This is a genomic window from Phaeobacter gallaeciensis DSM 26640 (assembly GCF_000511385.1).
GTDB classification, from domain to species: domain Bacteria; phylum Pseudomonadota; class Alphaproteobacteria; order Rhodobacterales; family Rhodobacteraceae; genus Phaeobacter; species Phaeobacter gallaeciensis.
Map to the genome: position 1 here is coordinate 237,956 of NC_023138.1, position 17,538 is coordinate 255,493.

The window sequence follows — 17,538 nt, forward strand, 5'->3', positions numbered from 1 at the left end:
TAGCACCAGAGGCGCCTCAGATCGCGCAGAAGAATACGCATGCTGATCTGCCAGATCTCTCCGCCAGCCTGGGGGCGTCAGGTTCCGGTTTTCAGCAAAGGTCCACAATCGACCCATTTGCCAACTGCGCCAAGCAGCGCCTTCTTGTTTATCGGCTTGCTTAGGAAATCATCCATGCCCGCCGCCAGACATTCCTCTCGATGTGATTGCAGCGCGTTTGCCGTCAACGCCACCACTGGGCAGCGGCCCAGACCGTTGTCCTGTTCCAGCTGACGTATCTCAGCCGTCGCATCGATCCCGTCCATTACCGGCATCATCATATCCATCAGCACGATATCCGGATGGTGTTCCTGAAACATCGTCACCGCCTCTTCCCCGTTGGCCGCGATCAACACCTCTATCGGCGCCGCCTTCAGCATGCGCGAGACAACCAGCTGATTGGTCCGGTTGTCTTCAGCCAGGAGAAGTTTCACCTCAGGAACGACGGGCGTGTCGACGCCCTGCACCGGAACGGCCTGCGGCGCGTCCTCGGTTGCCGTCTCCAAGACGCGGCTCATGACCGACTGTAACTGCGCAGCGCGCAGTGGTTTCAGGGCGACCTCACAGCGCCCCAGATGGTCTCGGGCCTCCCGGTCAATGGTGTTTTCAACAGAGGATAAAATCACGATGGGCAAATCACGGTATTCCGGAATGTCCCGAATACGCTCCGCCAACTCCTTGCCGTCCATGCCCGGCATCTGGAAATCCTGCAGAATAACATCGTAGTGGGTGCCATCGTGGCGCGAATCCAACAGCAGTTCCAGCGCCTGATGGGCTGAGCCTGCGGCGACGCTTTGCACGCCCCATGTTGCCAGCCGTTCAGTCAGAATGATCCGATTGAGTTCAAGATCGTCAACCACCAAGGCCCTGAGCCCGTTGAAATCACGCACATCCTGCGCCCGTTTCGGCTGGCTTGGTCGGATCCGAAGCGGCAGGTCAATGGTGAAGACAGACCCCTTGCCAAGTTCCGACTGCACAGAAATCCGACCCCCCATCAATTCCAGCAACCGGGTCGAGATCGCGAGGCCCAAACCGGTGCCTTCGTAGTTCCGCGTGGCGGCGCCATCGGCCTGCTCAAACGCGTTGAAAATACGATCCAAGCGGTCTTCGGGTATGCCCGCGCCGGTATCGGTCACAGAGATGCGCAGATCTGTCCGATCACCGTCAGTCTCTCCCGACACCTCAATATAAACATACCCCTTGCCGGTAAATTTGACCGCATTGCCTGCAACATTGGTCAAGATCTGGCGAATACGCCCGACATCACCTTCGTAGCATTCCGGCAAACTGGGATCATAGCGCAGGGTCACCTCAACGTTCTTTTCGGCGGCCTTCGGGGAGAGCAGCGTCACCACATCCTCAATCGCGGTCTGCAGATTGAAGGGCGCGCGCTCCAGCTCCATCTTTCCAGCTTCGATCTTGGAAAAGTTCAGGATATCGTTGATGATGGTCAGCAGCGCTGATCCCGATTTTGAGATCGTCTCGGCGTACATTGTCTGATCTTCATCCAGATCGGTTTCAAGGATCAGCTCAGCCATTCCGATAACGCCATTCATCGGTGTGCGGATCTCATGAGACATATTCGCAAGGAACTCCGACTTCGCCCGATTGGCAATATCGGCGGCCTTGCGCGCCTCTTCCAATGCATATTCGCGTTCATCCCGTTCGGAGAAAGTGTCTTCCAGCACTCCGACAGAAAAGTTGAGCGCCCGAAACTCGCGCGAGGCAAACCAGGGCAAACGGGCCTGCAGCCCCGACAAACCGGCAATGGCATCCGACATTCGCTGATGGATGATCTGCAGGGGACGCAACGCCAGCACACTCACCAGGATGAGAACAAGTAGCGACAGCACCGCCACCGCAACCACAGTCCACATGATGGTCTGACTGACCTTGTGCTGAACCATCGCCTGGCCTTCACGGGTTGACCAATGGACAACCATACGACCAAAATCAAACCCATCCAATGTGATCCGACGATCATACATGACAAAATCACCAGGCCCCACCTGATCAATCTCGCCCGCCTCTGCGACCGGAGTGCCCGCGCTGTTCTGGATCTGGATCTTCAGCAGCTTGGGATTACGCGCAATCGCCTCAATCAGACCAGTTTCCAGGACTGGCACATCCTCGACGATGATCGATTCGAGCATCAGCCCGCTCAATAGCGAGATGGTCAACTCAGCCTGTTCTTTCAGTTGCGCCTGAAGATTTTTGGTCTCGTAACGGCGCGCGACATCGCCAATCGCCGCTGCGACCAGCAGGGCGGCGAGCGACAAAGACACAACAATCTGAAAGAGTATACCCGTACGTTTCATGAGGGTCCCCGGTGAAGGCACTAGAATGCCTGGCTTTGCTCCATCGCATCGCGGATCAGGTCGTAGTCGGAATCAGAGCCCTGAAGAAAGCCGTTTTTGGACACCCGCCGCACAATCTCTTCGTTTTCTGAGGACAGCATGATCTCACGCATAGCCAGCAGGACATTCTCAGGCAGGGTCGAGGAGGCCAGCCACGGTTTGGTGACATTGTCAAAACTTGCCAGGACCCGAATCGGAACACCCTTGGCGATCAGTTTTTTGTAGGTACTTTCTTTCAGCGCACCGGCAGTGAACTTACCCGCGCCAACAGCCTCTCCTACCAGATCATGACGACCGAGGTAGTCATAGGTGTGCAGATCTCCACTGTCGATTCCGGCCTCCAATAGATGGCTCTGCGCCAGATAACGTCCAATCGTCGAGAGTTCATCTCCGAAGGCAAAGCTGAGACCCGCGAGGTCCGACAATTCCGTGATCGCACTGTCGCGGTGAACCACGATGACGCCTTTGAAGCGTTTACGTCCCTTTTTTGACTCCATAGCAACGATCTGGATGCCCGGGTTCTGTTTCATCACGTGCACGTAAGAGGCAGGTCCAAAACGCGCGAAGTCAACCTCCCCGCTGGCAAGTTGATCGATACCCTCTTGATATTCCTTGGCAACCGTCATCCGAATGACAACTTTTTCACCCAAGGCCTCCCCCAGACGATTGGACAGAAACGTCAGAAAGGGGCGATATTTCTTGACCGTCACGGTCGGTTTATCCGCAGCATAGGTGCCAAACGTCAGCGTGATATCAGCGCGGGCGGCCATCGGCGCCAGCACCATCAGCAGGCAGACACAGATCATCGACCAAAGGCGCATGACACCCTTAGGTCCACAGTGATATTTCCAAGCGGTTGGCATCATCTTCTCCAGTCTGAATCCGGACGCGGCCGGTTCGGTGAATCCACGCATTTGTTTACCCTGAATAGTGAGAAAATTTGGTTAAGTGATCCTGAAATAGTATAAATAATTTTATGGCTCGCTCTCGGCGCAGTCTAAATATTAACGTTTCAGTAACGATTTCAGCGCTCTTTTGTAAAATTCGTCACAAATTTGAAGATCGGGCACAAGCCCGGCAGGACCTCCCGTGATACAAAAATGCACTCGCTTCCACACACCCGTTTCTCGCCTGTCGTTGGCGGTTCTCTTCTCGTCGGTGCTGGCGCCCGCAGCGGCTTGGGCCATTCCCTCGCCGGAGCTGGTAATCGGGTCGGTGTCCTCCCTGTCGCAGGTACTTGCGGTCGGGGTTGCAATGGTGTCCGGCCTCGGCGCTGTAGTCGCGGCCAAACTTGGCTTGCAACCAAAGGGCAAGGCCGAAGCAAAGCGATATCCGATCAAGCTGATCACCGGTCTCCTGCTTGCAGCGCTGGCATTGGCGATGTTGAATTACTGGCAGTTCACGACCCAGCGCGCGGCCGAACAGGCCCGCCTGCAGGCCACCCTGATGCGGCCTGCGCAATTCGACGGCACCAAGATCAAGGATGCGACGCTCAAAGAAACCAGTTTTTCGCGCCAGTCGGACCATCCGTTGGCCATGTCGACCGCTGATGCCGCTGCCGCGCTCGACGATGGCCAAACATTATTCTACGATATCCGAGAAACCGGTGAGAACGCCATGGGCACCCTGCCCGGCGCGACCCACATCCGTTTCCCTGACTTCCTGCAATCGCGCCCAGTTCAACCGGGCCAAAAGGTCGTGCTGTTCTGTCACAATGGCAACCGAAGTTCAGAGACTTGCGCCAAACTGGCAGCGATGGGCATTGATTGCAGCTTCATCGCGGGTGGCATCGAAAAATGGATCGTTGAGGGGCGGGATTTCTCCGACAAAGATGTAAAAACCCTCTCCGATCTGCGCGCGATCCCGGAGTACCCCGGCCGCGATGTTCTCCTCAGCACCGCCGATTTCACCGACTTGATGAACACCGAAGACCTGCAAATCGTCGATACGCGTTATCCTGGCGACTTTGAGTCCGGCCATCTGCCAGGTGCAGTCAATATTCCGATCCGCAAGATGACCACCGCCGATCTGATGCAACGCATCAGTGAGCTGGATCCCAGCAAACCAACACTGGCCGCCTGCTATGATCGCCGCAGTTGTTTCATGAGCCAAGTTCTGGGTCTGGAGCTGTCCCAAAAAGGTTTCGATTTCCGAGGGCGGTACACGTTGCCCTGGGAGTATTTTATTGCACCCGCTCCCAAACCGCATGTTCAGGCCTGGCTTGCCGACCAGCAAAGTGGCCTTTGGGACAAGGCGATCTCCGGCCTCGCGACCGCCCTCCTCTGGGTGCATGAACGCAGCCATATCCTCCTTGGCCTGCTGGCGCTGTCGCTGGTCACCCGGATTATGATCCTGCCTGTCGCCCTGAAATCCGAGCGTGACCAGATCACCACCGCCGAAACTGCGGATGAGATGAAGGCGCTGAAAGAACGACTGGCCGATGATCCCGTACGCAAGGCTCGTGCAGTGCAGGCGTTTTATGCCGACAAAGGCCTGACACCGATGAGAAACCTCACCGCATTGTTGTTCCTACCGGTGATGATGCTGGGAGTCTCCGCCGCACAGGAAGCCAGCGCCAGCCTGCAGACGCCGTTCCTGTGGATGGCAGACCTCGGCCTGCCCGATCCGCTGTTCATCATGCCGGTTCTGTTCTGCGGGCTTGCCGCCGTCTACCTGCTGTGGGCCGTCGCCAAAACCAAGCGCCAGAAACTGCTTTGGATGGTGCTGGGCATGCCCGCGCTCTTTGCGATGGTGTTCAGCCTTTCGGGCGCCGCCAACGCCTACCTCTGCTTCAGCCTGACGCTGTTGCTGGTGCAGCGCGCCTATGTGACAGGCATGCACCGCCAGCTTGGCGACGCCATCGCCTTGCGCGCCCACAAGCGCCGCCTTGCCAGGCTGCCCCGCGGCGTGATCCCGATGGGCTACACCGAGGAGCTGGAACACGCCGGTAACAAGGCCCTGCGCCTGTCGATCCTGCGCAACGCAGGCCTGCCGGTGCCCGGCGGCGTGATCGTGCGCTCTGATGCGATCCACGACTACCGCGACATGTCCGAGGCCAAGAAAGACGCATTTGCAGCCAAGGTCTTCGGCCTGGCTGGCGGCAAACCGGTCGCCGTGCGCTCCTCTGCCAGCAATGAGGACGGCGCTGATCAGAGTTTTGCCGGGGTTTTCGAATCCGTCCTCGACGTGACCGCCGATACCATGCGCGCAGCCCTTGATGAGGTGGTGACCAGCTTCTCCTCAGACCGCGCCGCCAGCTACGCAGGGGACGGCGACAGCACCGATCAGGGCAATATCGTGGTGCAGGAAATGGTGCAGGCAGAATATGCCGGAGTCCTGTTCACCCAGGACCCCATGGCGCCGGGCATGTGCATGATCGAATGGGTCGAAGGCTGCGGAGAGGATCTGGTCTCCGGGCGCGTCACCCCCACCAGCCTGCGCTTTGGCCGCTACACAGGATTGCCTGCATCCGAGGATCAGGACCAGACGCTGGACATGGCGCCACTTCTGGCGCTTGGGCAACAGATCGAAGAGACCTTTGGTGCTCCGCAGGACGTGGAGTGGGCCTATGCCAACGGTCAATTCCAGATCGTGCAAAGCCGCGACATCACCACGCTATCCCTGGGTACCGAAAAAGAGCAGACCCGCCTGGCCGAATGGCGTGATGTCCTGGACCACTACGCGGACGCCGATCCGGACCAGACCATTCTGGAGCAGGACGAAATGTCAGAGGTTCTGCCCCGCCCGACACCCTTGTCATTCTCGCTGATGGGCAGCCTCTGGTCTCCGGGTGGCAGTGTCGATCTGGCCTGCCGCGCCTTGTCGGTACCCTACAATCTGCCCGAAGGCCGCGCCGGTCATCTGGTGAACCTCTTCGGCAAGACCTACGTCGATGTAGACCTCAAGGAGCAGATGACGCTGAAGTTGACCGCGACCAAGGCCAAGCAACTGCGCAAACAGGCCCGTCCGATGATTGATCGCTTCCATGCGGAGGTTCTGCCGCAGCTCAGCGATCAACTGGCGTTCTGGCAGGCCGTGGACTACGCCGCCCTGCCGCTGCCCAAACAGCTGGAGGCGATTGCGACGCTGCGCGACCTCTTTGTCACAGACATCTATGTCGAAGCTGAGAAGGTGAATATCATCGCGGGCTTTACCATGGGCGAGGCCAGCGCCGCCGCGGCAGGTGACCCCGCGCTGCGTGCACATCTGATGCATGCCGAGCTGCCTAATGCACCGTCCAGCCTACTTGCGTCCTGCACAGGTCCGATGGCGGAAAGCCGCGCACAGTTTCTGATGGGGCACCGGTCCATATTCGACTATGAGCTGTCGACACCCCGCTATAGCGAAGCGCCGAACCTGCTCACCTCGCTGCTTGATGGATCCGTCGAGCCGATCAGTGGAGCCGTTACGCCACCGGCAAACCTGCCGGAGGATCTGAACGAGACGCTGGATCTCGCGATTGCCTATCAGGATCTGAAAGAACAGGCTAAGCACGAAGCCCTGCGGATTTTGGCGGAGCTGCGTCGCGCGCTGCTGGCGCTGGGATCTGCAACCGGTCTGGAAGAGCTAATCTTCTATCTGACAATGGACGAAATCGCAGCGGGAGACTGGGACCAGCCCACAGCGCTGAAAGATCACGCCGCAGCCCGCAAGCACAATGAGGAGTTGCGCAAGCCGTCCGCGCCGACCGCTGTCAGTCTCACGCTGCGCGACTGTGAACTGTTGTCGCTCGGGGCGCAGGCGGGATCCGGTGATGGCAGCCTCGGCGGCACCTGCGTCGCGGGTAGCGGCAGTGTTGAGGCCCGCGTGTTCTGGGTGGAAGACGAAACCGCCATTGGTCCTGATGTGTTTGACGGTTTTCAGGACGGCGATATCCTCGCCTGCCGCATGATCAATCCCGCTTGGCTGCCATATGTGCAGCGGTCAGGAGCTGTCCTCAGCGAAGTTGGCGGCTGGCTGAGCCACATGGCGATTGTCGCGCGGGAGAAGGACATTCTGATGCTGGTCGCTTGCAAAGGGCTCGACCAGCTGGCCCATGGTGAGCTGATCACTGTGGCAGAGGATGGATCGATCACGCAAAGCGGTGCGGCTACGCTACAAGCGGCATCGGCCTGATATCAAACGCGTCTGCCCCCGCCGCGCCGCTCAGACAGCATGGCGGGGGCAGAAACATATGTTCTGCCTTGCACATTATCACACAAATGGTCTGAACTACCGGGATGGACCCACATCTTGATCCCCGACAGACCCACCGCCTGCTGGCGAAGTTGAAGGCTGATATTGACCAGCTGCCACAAGCCCTCTCGGTGGCAGCGAAATACATCATCGACACCCCCGGCGACTTCGGGCTTGATCCAATCCGTGTCTCCGCAACCAAGGCCGGAATCAGCGCCAATTCTCTGGTCCGACTGGCCGCGCATCTTGGTTTTGACAGTTTCGAAGCCCTGCGCGCGCCGTTTCGTGCCGCCTTGACCACCGAACGCGAGGGCGGTCTGGGGCTTGGTTGGCTGGATCGGTTGGAACAGGCCCCCGACACCACCCGTCACGGTCGCATCGCCCGCAATGAGGTGAACATCGTGGCCCGCTCCCTGCGGCTGATGACCCCGGACCGGACCGCTGCCATTGTCACCGCGCTCACCTCCGCGCGGCGCTGCTATGTGACCGCGACCCGGGCCAGCTACGCGCTGGCCTATTATTTCCACTACGTCGGGCGCATGGCCTTGCCCAGTCTGGATCTGGTGCCTCGTCACATGGGTGCTGCGGTTGATGAGCTGATGGATATCGAGGCAGAGGATTGTCTGGTTGCCATGACGTTCGCCCCTTATTCCTCCGAAACGCTACAGGCCCTGCGGCTGGCCCGCAACAAAGGGGCGACGCTGATCCTGATCTCTGACAGCGAAGTTATCGCGCCGGGACTAAAGCCGGACCACCTGTTATTGATTGCGGATAACGCGTTGCACCCCTTTGGCGGCTACGCTGGCGCAATGGCGGTGCTTGATTGTCTCTTGACCCATCTTGTCGATGCCGGTGGCGAAGACGCACAGAACCGGATCCGCCGCTATGAGGCCCTGCGCGAAGACACCGGCGCCTATTGGCGCGGGGGCAAGCTGCCAAAGGTGCCAAAATAGTTCAGTTCGGAGACTAAGCCGCCGTTCAGAGCCGCAGGTCTGACTGATCCGGTGTCAGCACATACTTCAGATCATAGAGCAGCGCGCCAGGTCGGCCCAAAGCACGGATCTGCGCAGCACCCATGTCGCGGAACTCCTGATGGGCAACCGCCAGGACCATGCCATCATAACTGCCCGCCTGCGGCTTCTCGACAAGTTCCACGCCGTATTCAGCCCGTGCTTCATCAGGGTCAGCGTGGGGATCATGGACATCTACTGCAAGGCCGTATTCCTCAAAGCAGCGCACCACATCAATCACCCGTGTATTGCGCAGATCCGGGCAGTTTTCCTTGAATGTCAGCCCCATCACCAGCACCCGTGCATCGGCAACCGCCATCTTCCGTTTCAGCATGGACTTGACCAACTGGCTGGCAACATAAGATCCCATACCGTCATTCAAACGCCGCCCGGCTAGCAGAATCTCCGGGTGATAGCCCAGCTGTTCTGCCTTGTGGGTCAGGTAATACGGGTCGACACCAATACAGTGACCGCCCACCAGCCCCGGGCGAAAGTTGAGAAAATTCCACTTCGTCCCCGCCGCGCGCAGCACTGCTTCGGTATCGATATCCATGCGATTGAAAATCTTGGCCAGCTCATTGATCAGCGCGATGTTGATATCACGTTGGCTGTTCTCGATCACCTTGGCGGCCTCGGCCACGCGAATGCTCTCGGCCTTGTGGGTGCCCGCCGTCACTATCTCACGGTATAGCGCGTCAACACGCTCCGCTGTCTCAGGCGTTGAGCCGGAGGTGACTTTGACGATGTCCGGCAGGCGGCGCGTCTTGTCACCGGGGTTGATCCGCTCCGGACTATAGCCCGCATAGAAATCGCGGTTGAATGTCAGTCCGGACAGCTGCTCTAGAACTGGCACGCACTCCTCTTCAGTGGCGCCGGGATAGACGGTGGATTCATAGATCACCAGATCGCCGGGTTTCAGCACCCGCCCAACCGTCTCAGACGCACGCAGCAAGGGCGTCAAATCCGGGCGGCGGCTGTCGTCGATCGGGGTTGGCACCGTCACGATGAAGACCGTGCAATCGGCAATCTCTGCCGGGTTAGTGGTCAGTGTCAGATGCGCAGCGCTGGACAGGGCCTCGGAACTGATTTCGCGGGTGCTGTCGTCACCGACGCGCAACGCGTCAATACGCTCGGCGCTGATATCAAACCCGACCACAGGACGGGATTTGCCAAACTCAACCGCCAGCGGCAGCCCGACATAGCCAAGCCCAATCACGCAAATCCGTTCTGTCCCGCTCATGCCGCTGCCTCAATGGTCTTTGTCCGCCCGATTGCCTTTCATAAGGGGCCTCAGCGCCAAGTTTCAACCATGCGCGGTCAGATCCCTCCCGAAACCGGGAGAGATCCACGTTTAGGGCTGCTTCAGAAGCGCAGCGACAGGCAGGACATGCCGCCGTCAAGCTTGGCACACTCCGTGTTGCTGATCTGCACGACCTCAAACCCCTCACGGTCCAGCAACTCCGCTGTGCGTGGGAAATCCGCCGCCATCAGCACCAGATTGTTGTAGCGGATCGCGTTGGCAGCCGCCTCTTCGCCCTCAGGCACATGCAGCACCCGGTAGCCCTCAAAACAACCTGACGCATCCAGCCGCTTGGTGGACAAAATGGTCTCAGCGTCCATCAGCGAACAATCTGTCTTGAAGTGCAGCACCCCCTCCGGCGTAAACACTTCGCGCAGGTTGTGGCCCCAGTCGGCAACAATCTCCGCCAGTTCAGCCACGCCCGCAGCATCGGTCCGGGCCGAGCGACCGACGAGGATTTCGCGTTCGGTCACCAGAATATCGCCGCCTTCGATGAAGCCGGGGCCTTTGATCTCGCGCACCTCATCATAACATTGGCGCAGGGTCGGCGCCATTTCTGCCACCTCTCCCAATCGCGACGGCGCGCCGGGGCGCATGAGCACCGCGCCCTTCGGCAGACAGAGCGCTGTATCCTCCACAAAAACCGCATCTGGAAACGCTTCCAGCGGCGGCAGTTCAATCACCTCGGCGCCTGTGCTCTTGAGCGCGGCGACATAGTCAGCATGGGCGGCCAGCATCTTGTCCAAATCTGGGGTACCGATATCCTCGGCGCGCAGCCCATCGGTGATGCTGGAGGCCGGGCGGCGGGTGATTGCACGGGTGAATTCATATGTAGGGTTGGTCATATCTCAGTCCTTTGTCGCCAGTGTTGGCAAAAATTTTGGGGTGGTGATTTCGATCATCCGGGGCCCGGCCTCAGATGCAGCTGCGCGCACCGCGTCAGCAACCTCCTGCGGATCCGCAGAAACCGCACGATGAGAGATCCCGAAGGACCGCGCGGTTGCGGCAAAATCCGGTGGCGTCGGATCACAACCCACCACCGGCACGCCAACATCCTGCATCGACCGGGCAATTTCCTGATAACCGTGATTGTTCCAGACGATGAACGTGATCGGCAAAGCCTCATCAACTGCCGTCATGATTTCCGGCAGCGAAAACTGCGCGCCGCCATCGCCGGTGATACAGATGACCGGTGTCTCAGGTGCGGCAACGGCCGCACCAATGGCCGCAGGTATACCATAGCCAAGCGCGCCATAGCCGGTCGCCGCATTGAACCATCCGCCGGGGCGGTCGTGATCATAGTAGAGGTTCCCCGCATAGATCGGCTGGGCGGAATCCCCGACGACAATTGCCCCCGGCACCGCCGCGCGCAGCGCGTTCAGCACCGTAACCTGAGCGCGATAACTCTCGCCGATTTCCTCCCAGGCGGCAGCCCGGGTCTGTTCGGCCATCCCGGTGCCCCACTCGGACGGGCTATGCGCATCCAGTTTCCATTCAGCCAGCACCGCCGACAGAACAACCGCAACATCGCCATGGATCGCCAGCTCCGCCCGGTGGCGCGCCAGCTGATCTGCACAGAGGTCGACCCGGATCAATCCTGGCATCTGCGGCATCACGCCCGTGGCATACATATCGTAGTCCGTCGGCCCCAGTTCCGTCCCCAGTGCCAACACCAGATCCGCCGCGCCGATCAATGCGCGCACCGAGGCAAGGCTAGGGCTGGCCGGCACAGACAGCGGGTGATCAAACATCACGCCGCGCGCATTGACGGTCTGGACCACGGGCGCGCCCAGATATTCTGCCAGCTGACGCAATTGGTCAGCACAGAACCGCGCGCCGCCTCCGGCCAGGATCACAGGGCGCTCCGCTGCGGTCAGGCGCTGCATCAGCGCAGCCAGATCCACCGGGGATACACTCCCCCTGCCCTGCTCATCAGTTAGGATACTCTCTTGCCCACTGTCCTCCTTGGCGGCAATCCCTGCGACATCCAGCGGGATCTGCACATGGGTGGGTCCGGGCCGCGACAGCGCAGCGCCCGCAATTGGTGCAAATGCCTGATCCAACGCGGGCGTAAGTTGCTGCGGCGCAGCTACATGCTCCGACCTCAGCGCGACCAACTTCGCAAGGGCATGCTGATCTGGCAGCTCGTGCAAATGGCCCATCCCATGACCAAGAGAGCCGCTCTCGTTCACCCCTGACACCACCAGCATCGGCACCGAATCCGCGCGCGCCTGGGCCATAGAAGTCAATGTATTGGTCAGCCCCGGCCCGGTGATAACAAAGGCAACGCCAGGCCGACCGGACACCCGCGCGTAGCCATCCGCCATGAACCCGGCGCCCTGCTCGTGGCGCGGTGTGATATGGCGCAGGTCGGAATTCCCAAGCCCACGGTAAAGCTCAACCGTATGAACCCCCGGAATGCCAAACACATGCTGCACACCGCGTGCGGCCAGCTCTTCGACAAGCGCTTCGCCAACCGTGTGTGTGGCGTTTTTTTGAACTCCCATGGTCATGCAACCTCCGTTGATTTGCGGTTTGCATGATCCACGATACGCGTCAGCGCGCGATCAAATGCGCCATCCTCAATCGTCAGTGCCACCCGGACCCAGTCGCGCAGGCTTTCGCCAAAGGATGATCCCGGCATTACGGCGACGCCGGCGCTGTGCAACAGGTCCTGCGCATAAGCGTCACCATTCATGCCCGTCGCAGCCACATTGATCATTGCAAACATGCCCGCCTCCGGGCTGTGCACCCGCAAAACCGTGTCGCGGTGCAGCCGATCTGCCAGCTTCGCCGCACGCGCTGCAAATCGACAGCGCATCCCCTCCGCCACCGAAGACCCCTCGCGAACGGCCTGCTCCGTCATATCCGCGATGAAAGGCTGATTGCCGAACAACATCGTCTCCGACAGCGGCAGCAATCCATTACAGAAGGCCTCGCTCGCGATACACCAACCGCTGCGGAACCCCGGCGCCGCATGGGATTTAGAGATCGACGACACCACAATCACCCGCTCGGCAAACGCCGCGCGCGCCAGCGGCGACACAAATTCCGCCGCGTCAAACACCAACTGCTCATAGACTTCATCCGAGATGATCCACAGGTCGTGCACCTCCGCCAGCCGTCCAATGGCGTCGAGATCCTCTACCGTCAGAATGGATCCCGTAGGATTGTGCGGTGTGGTCAACAGAATGGCGCGGCTGCGGGGAGTAATTTTCTCTGCAATATCATCAGCCTGCATCCGAAACCCATGCTCGGGCCGCAGCGGCACTGGCACCATGTCGGCGCCACTTGCCCGGATCACGCCTTCATAGGTGGCATACATCGGATCCCCGACCAACACCTCGTCGCCGTGCTCGGCAACCCCCATCAGGACCGCATAAAGCGCAGTCTGCGTGCCCGGAAAGCACAGCACATTATTTGGGCCGATCGCACGCCCGGTGCTGGCGCTGTACCGCGCTGCAAGGGTTTGGCGCAGATTGGCCTCTCCACGCCCGTCCGAATAGCCGGTGCGCCCGGCCATCATCGCGGCGCCGGCGGTCTGCATCAGCGCTTCCGGTGTGGGCACATCCGGTTCACCAATGGTCATCTCGATGATATCCGCCCCGGCAGCGATCATCTCGCGCGCGGTTAGATGCACCTCCCACTTGGCCCCACCAAGCCCCGCCAGCCGTCTGGTCACATCGGTCATTCTCATGGCTGTTCTGCCTTATGCTGCAAGTTCAATCCCAGAATTGCACCCACGGATTCCAATCCGATCGTCGGCAATTCGCCCTCTTCAAACGCCTCTGGCAAGGCACCGCCTTCCATCCAGAGGCCGTCAATCACTGCGTTACAGGCCACCGCCAAATGATGCAGCCGCGCCGCGTCGACGGGCACCCCCGCCTCGTCCAGCGCGGCAGCGATCAACTCGCCCAGCTTGTCGCGAAAATAGTCATAGGTGCGTTGGTGGATCTGCCGCATCTGCGGATCCTGCTGCACTTTGTTCAGAAACCCGGCCCAAAGCGCCACCGCCGTCGGCTCCACCACCGGTGGCAGCAGGGAAGCCTCAACAAACCCGGCCAGACGGGCGCGGGCGGTTCCCGCCATGCCAGCAACCGGGGCAAAAGTGAGATCACTGATGAAAACCATGTGATGTTCATAGGCTGCGGTCATCAGGTCTTCCTTGGAGGAGAAATAGTGCCGGATCAGCCCCTGTGTCACATCCGCCCGCTCAGCGATGTCACGCACAGTTGCGCCGCGCACACCTTTCTCGGCCACCAACTCCAAAGTTGCGAGGATCAATGCCTCCTTCCGCTCCTGTGCGGTCGCGCGCTTAAATTTCCGGCGTTCACCTGACACGGGGCTCTCCAATATGCTGCGCAATCACGCGGTCAGTAATTATACACTTGCATAATTACTCCAAGTCAGCCTTACTACAAGCCGAAATATGAGGACATCAGAAAATGCCCGATCCGGCTGCCGCAGACCCTGCCCCGCTTTCGACAGCATCTGCCCCCGCACAGGCGCGTGCTGAGACCCCGGTGAACACCCACACGCAGGCCGAGGCGATCCGCGTCAGCGATCTGCACAAATCCTTCGGTTCGCTGGAGGTGCTGAAGGGCGTATCCCTCACCGCAAAACAGGGCGATGTCGTAGCCATTATTGGCGGCAGCGGCTCCGGCAAATCGACCATGCTGCGCTGCATCAACTTTCTGGAAACACCCAACTCAGGCGAAATTGTAATCGCAGGCGAAACCGTGGCGATGCGCCCTGATGGTAGCCCCGCCGACCGCCGCCAGATCGAACGCATTCGCACCCGTCTCGCGATGGTGTTTCAACAGTTCAACCTCTGGACCCATCGCACCTTGTTGGAAAATGTCATCGAGGTGCCGGTTCATGTGCTAAAGATGCCCCGTTCCGAAGCGATCGACCGTGCGCATGAGCTGCTGGCCCGCGTGGGCCTCGGCGACAAGGCCGATGCCTTTCCGGCTTTTCTCTCCGGCGGGCAACAGCAGCGCGCCGCAATCGCCAGGGCGCTGGCCGTGGATCCCAATGTCATGCTGTTTGACGAGCCAACATCGGCGCTTGATCCCGAGCTGGTCGGGGAGGTCCTGACGGTGATCCGCGATCTGGCCGCGGAGGGGCGCACCATGCTGCTGGTCACCCATGAGATGAAATTCGCAAGAGAAGTCGCAAACCATGTCGTCTATCTCTTTGAAGGTCGGATCGAAGAGCAAGGCCCCCCGTCTGAGGTCTTTGGCAATCCGAAATCAGAGCGTCTGAAACAGTTCCTGAGTTCGGTCGCTTAACGCATAACAACACGTATAAACAACAAAACAGGGAGACAGTTATGTCCATGATATCAAATCTCAAATCCACAGTCCTCGCCGCCGCGACCGTTGCCGCAACCTGTGCTGTCGCGCAGGCGGAGCCAGTCAAGATTGGTGTGGCCGCAGAACCCTATCCGCCCTTTGCATCACTGGACTCCTCCGGTCAGTGGGTAGGCTGGGAGATCGACGTGATCAATGCAGTCTGCGCCGCGGCTGAGATGGATTGTGTCATCACTCCTGTGGCCTGGGACGGCATCATTCCCTCTCTCACCGGTCAGCAGATCGACGCCATCATGGCCTCCATGTCGATCACTGAAGAGCGGCTGAAAACCATCGATTTCTCGGATCCCTACTACAACACCCCGGCGGTGATCGTGGCAGATAAGTCGATGGACATCGAACCGACACCGGAATCACTGGCGGGCAAGGTTGTCGGCATTCAGGCCTCCACCATTCACCAGACCTATGCACAGGAATACTTCAAAGATTCCGAACTGCGCGTCTATCAGACCCAGGATGAGGCCAATCAGGATCTCTTCGCCGGTCGCATCGACGCCACCCAGGCCGATAGCATCGCCATGGCAGACTTTGTCGGCTCCGATGCCGGTGCCTGCTGCGAGATCAAGGGTCCCGTCGCCAATGACGAGGCGATCCTCGGCAAAGGCGTCGGTGCTGGCGTGCGCAAGGGCGACAGCGATGTTCTGGCGGCGCTCAACAAGGGGATCGCGGCAATCCTGGCCGATGGCACCCATGCCGAGATCACCTCGAAGTATTTCACGACCAGCATCTACTCCGAGTAAGGACCTATCGTGACCGGACTCCTCGACCTGTTTGGTCTGGCCGAGAGCGCGCAGCTGTTGTCGCTCTCGCCGCCGGGATGGGGGGGCAACCTGTTGCGGGGCCTCGCCAATTCGCTCCAGATCGCCCTTGGGGCTTTTGGTATGGGGCTGATCATCGGGCTTTTCGGGGCCTACGGAAAACTCTATGGCGGGCCGATCCTTCGTGATCTGCTCGCCATTTACACCACTGTGATCCGCGCCGTGCCTGAACTGGTGCTGATCCTGATCCTCTATTACGTCGGCACCGATCTGATCAACAAAGTCGCGGGCAGTTTCGGCTACGGTCGGGTGGAAATCAGCGGGATTGTGGCGGGTATCTGGGTGCTCGGCATTGTGCAGGGCGCCTATGCCACCGAGGTGCTGCGCGGTGCCATCAAGGCGGTGCCCCCCGGCCAAATTGAGGCGGCACGGTCTTACGGGATGCCTGCCTTCATGACCATGCGCCGGGTGACCATCCCCGCTATGATGAGCTTTGCAACACCGGGTCTGGCCAATCTGTGGCTGATCGCCACCAAGGACACCGCCCTGCTGGCCATCGTCGGCTTTGCAGAGCTGACCCTGGAAACCCGACAGGCCGCCAGCAGTACGCGTGCATATTTCACGTTCTTCCTCGCGGCCGGAGCGCTCTACCTGATGGTAACGCTCTGCTCCGGTGTGATTTTCGGCTGGATCGAACGCTGGGCAAGGCGCGGCCAGCCATCCCTCCGGGAGGGCCGCCAATGACCTCCTTGAAATCCCTGATGCAACCTCATCGGCTGATTCTGATGGCCCTGTTCGCTGCCTTGGTTATCTGGTGTGCTTTGTCCCTGCGTTGGGACTGGATCCCAACATATGCGCCGCTGGCACTGGAAGGGTTATGGACCACCATCTGGATCCTTGTGGTCACCAGCATCCTTGGCTTTGCACTGGCGGTGCCTCTTGGCCTCGCCCAGGCCGTTGGACCGTGGTATCTCTCAACGCCTGCGCGCATTTTCTGCACGGTCATCCGCGGCACGCCGTTGTTGTTGCAGATCTGGCTGCTTTACTACGGGCTGGGCTCGCTGTTCCCGCAATTCCCCTGGATCCGCTCCAGCGAGCTGTGGCCTTACCTGCGGCAGGCCTGGCCCTATGCCGTTCTGGCGCTCACGCTCTCCTACGCTGGCTATGAGGGCGAAGTGATGCGCGGTGCCTTCTCTGGTGTGGCCAAGGGGCAGCTGGAAGCAGCCAAGGCTTACGGGATGCCCCGTCTGACCATGTTCCGCCGGATCTGGCTGCCACAGGCTATCCGCAACGTCCTGCCCACCCTTGGCGGTGAAACCATCCTTCAGCTGAAGGCGACACCGTTGGTGGCGACCATCACCGTTCTGGATATCTACGCGGTCTCCTCTCGGGTGCGGTCTGATACCTTCATAGTCTATGAACCGCTGTTGCTGCTGGCGTTGGTCTATATGGCCATCGCTGGGGTGATCACACTGGCCTTCAAACGATTTGAAGATCGGGTGCCACAGCGCCGCTGACCGTCCCCGC

At 59.9% G+C, this 17,538-nt stretch carries 13 protein-coding genes; 6 read left to right on the forward strand and 7 right to left on the reverse strand.

Annotated elements, in window-relative coordinates:
• Positions 1–77 precede the first annotated feature (77 nt).
• Together GAL_RS19315 and GAL_RS19320 are read right to left on the reverse strand one after the other, a co-directional pair.
• A complete protein-coding gene (locus tag GAL_RS19315) occupies positions 78–2,357 on the reverse strand; it encodes a response regulator (protein WP_024099230.1) in 2,280 nt (759 codons plus the stop codon).
• A gap of 20 nt (positions 2,358–2,377) precedes the next feature.
• Entirely contained in the window at positions 2,378–3,310 is a 933-nt protein-coding gene (locus GAL_RS19320) for a PhnD/SsuA/transferrin family substrate-binding protein (RefSeq protein ID WP_024099231.1), read from the reverse strand.
• 175 nt (positions 3,311–3,485) lie between these two features.
• Here GAL_RS19320 and GAL_RS19325 point away from each other — a divergent pair, with 175 nt between their 5' ends.
• Both GAL_RS19325 and GAL_RS19330 read left to right on the forward strand, forming a co-directional pair.
• Positions 3,486–7,511, forward strand: a complete 4,026-nt coding sequence (locus GAL_RS19325) for a PEP/pyruvate-binding domain-containing protein (protein WP_024099232.1) — start codon at positions 3,486–3,488, stop codon at positions 7,509–7,511.
• A gap of 104 nt (positions 7,512–7,615) precedes the next feature.
• Positions 7,616–8,524, forward strand: a complete 909-nt coding sequence (locus tag GAL_RS19330; RefSeq protein WP_024099233.1) for a MurR/RpiR family transcriptional regulator — start codon at positions 7,616–7,618, stop codon at positions 8,522–8,524.
• A gap of 25 nt (positions 8,525–8,549) precedes the next feature.
• Here the strand turns inward: GAL_RS19330 and tviB are convergent, their stop codons facing one another.
• The 5 genes from tviB to GAL_RS19355 all read right to left on the reverse strand — a co-directional run bounded on the left by tviB (position 8,550) and on the right by GAL_RS19355 (position 14,222).
• On the reverse strand, positions 8,550–9,821 hold the full coding sequence (gene tviB, locus GAL_RS19335) for a Vi polysaccharide biosynthesis UDP-N-acetylglucosamine C-6 dehydrogenase TviB (RefSeq protein ID WP_024099234.1): 1,272 nt from the start codon (positions 9,819–9,821) through the stop codon (positions 8,550–8,552).
• A gap of 122 nt (positions 9,822–9,943) precedes the next feature.
• Complete coding sequence (locus GAL_RS19340; protein ID WP_024099235.1) at positions 9,944–10,726, reverse strand: dimethylarginine dimethylaminohydrolase family protein; 783 nt, start codon at positions 10,724–10,726, stop codon at positions 9,944–9,946.
• A gap of 3 nt (positions 10,727–10,729) precedes the next feature.
• Complete coding sequence (locus GAL_RS19345; protein WP_024099236.1) at positions 10,730–12,388, reverse strand: 5-guanidino-2-oxopentanoate decarboxylase; 1,659 nt, start codon at positions 12,386–12,388, stop codon at positions 10,730–10,732.
• 2 nt (positions 12,389–12,390) lie between these two features.
• A complete protein-coding gene (locus tag GAL_RS19350; protein ID WP_024099237.1) occupies positions 12,391–13,578 on the reverse strand; it encodes a pyridoxal phosphate-dependent aminotransferase in 1,188 nt (395 codons plus the stop codon).
• On the reverse strand, positions 13,575–14,222 hold the full coding sequence (locus GAL_RS19355; protein WP_024099238.1) for a TetR/AcrR family transcriptional regulator: 648 nt from the start codon (positions 14,220–14,222) through the stop codon (positions 13,575–13,577). Before GAL_RS19355 ends, GAL_RS19350 begins: the two co-directional genes overlap by 4 nt.
• A gap of 104 nt (positions 14,223–14,326) precedes the next feature.
• On the opposite strand from GAL_RS19355, the gene GAL_RS19360 reads away from it, so the two are divergent.
• From GAL_RS19360 to GAL_RS19375, 4 genes are read left to right on the forward strand one after another with little or no spacing between them, the layout of a single operon-like run.
• Positions 14,327–15,172 (forward strand): ABC transporter ATP-binding protein, encoded by an 846-nt coding sequence (locus tag GAL_RS19360; protein WP_024099239.1) that lies wholly within the window; start codon positions 14,327–14,329, stop codon positions 15,170–15,172.
• A 41-nt stretch (positions 15,173–15,213) separates the two neighbouring features.
• The gene (locus GAL_RS19365) at positions 15,214–15,993 is read left to right on the forward strand and encodes a transporter substrate-binding domain-containing protein (protein WP_024099240.1); all 780 of its coding nucleotides are present in this window, start codon (positions 15,214–15,216) and stop codon (positions 15,991–15,993) included.
• 9 nt (positions 15,994–16,002) lie between these two features.
• Positions 16,003–16,755 (forward strand): ABC transporter permease, encoded by a 753-nt coding sequence (locus GAL_RS19370; RefSeq protein ID WP_024099241.1) that lies wholly within the window; start codon positions 16,003–16,005, stop codon positions 16,753–16,755.
• A complete protein-coding gene (locus GAL_RS19375; RefSeq protein WP_024099242.1) occupies positions 16,752–17,528 on the forward strand; it encodes an ABC transporter permease in 777 nt (258 codons plus the stop codon). The genes GAL_RS19370 and GAL_RS19375 overlap by 4 nt, the downstream gene beginning before the upstream one ends.
• The last annotated feature ends 10 nt before the right edge of the window (positions 17,529–17,538 follow it).

Excerpts from the sequence above, each read along its gene's own strand:
- GAL_RS19315 (WP_024099230.1), bottom strand. The coding sequence starts at position 2,357 with ATGAAACGTACGGGTATACTCTTTCAGATTGTTGTGTCTTTGTCGCTC.
- GAL_RS19320 (WP_024099231.1), bottom strand. The coding sequence starts at position 3,310 with ATGCGTGGATTCACCGAACCGGCCGCGTCCGGATTCAGACTGGAGAAG.
- GAL_RS19330 (WP_024099233.1), top strand. The coding sequence starts at position 7,616 with ATGGACCCACATCTTGATCCCCGACAGACCCACCGCCTGCTGGCGAAG.
- tviB (WP_024099234.1), bottom strand. The coding sequence starts at position 9,821 with ATGAGCGGGACAGAACGGATTTGCGTGATTGGGCTTGGCTATGTCGGG.
- GAL_RS19340 (WP_024099235.1), bottom strand. The coding sequence starts at position 10,726 with ATGACCAACCCTACATATGAATTCACCCGTGCAATCACCCGCCGCCCG.
- GAL_RS19345 (WP_024099236.1), bottom strand. The coding sequence starts at position 12,388 with ATGGGAGTTCAAAAAAACGCCACACACACGGTTGGCGAAGCGCTTGTC.
- GAL_RS19350 (WP_024099237.1), bottom strand. The coding sequence starts at position 13,578 with ATGAGAATGACCGATGTGACCAGACGGCTGGCGGGGCTTGGTGGGGCC.
- GAL_RS19360 (WP_024099239.1), top strand. The coding sequence starts at position 14,327 with ATGCCCGATCCGGCTGCCGCAGACCCTGCCCCGCTTTCGACAGCATCT.
- GAL_RS19365 (WP_024099240.1), top strand. The coding sequence starts at position 15,214 with ATGTCCATGATATCAAATCTCAAATCCACAGTCCTCGCCGCCGCGACC.
- GAL_RS19375 (WP_024099242.1), top strand. The coding sequence starts at position 16,752 with ATGACCTCCTTGAAATCCCTGATGCAACCTCATCGGCTGATTCTGATG.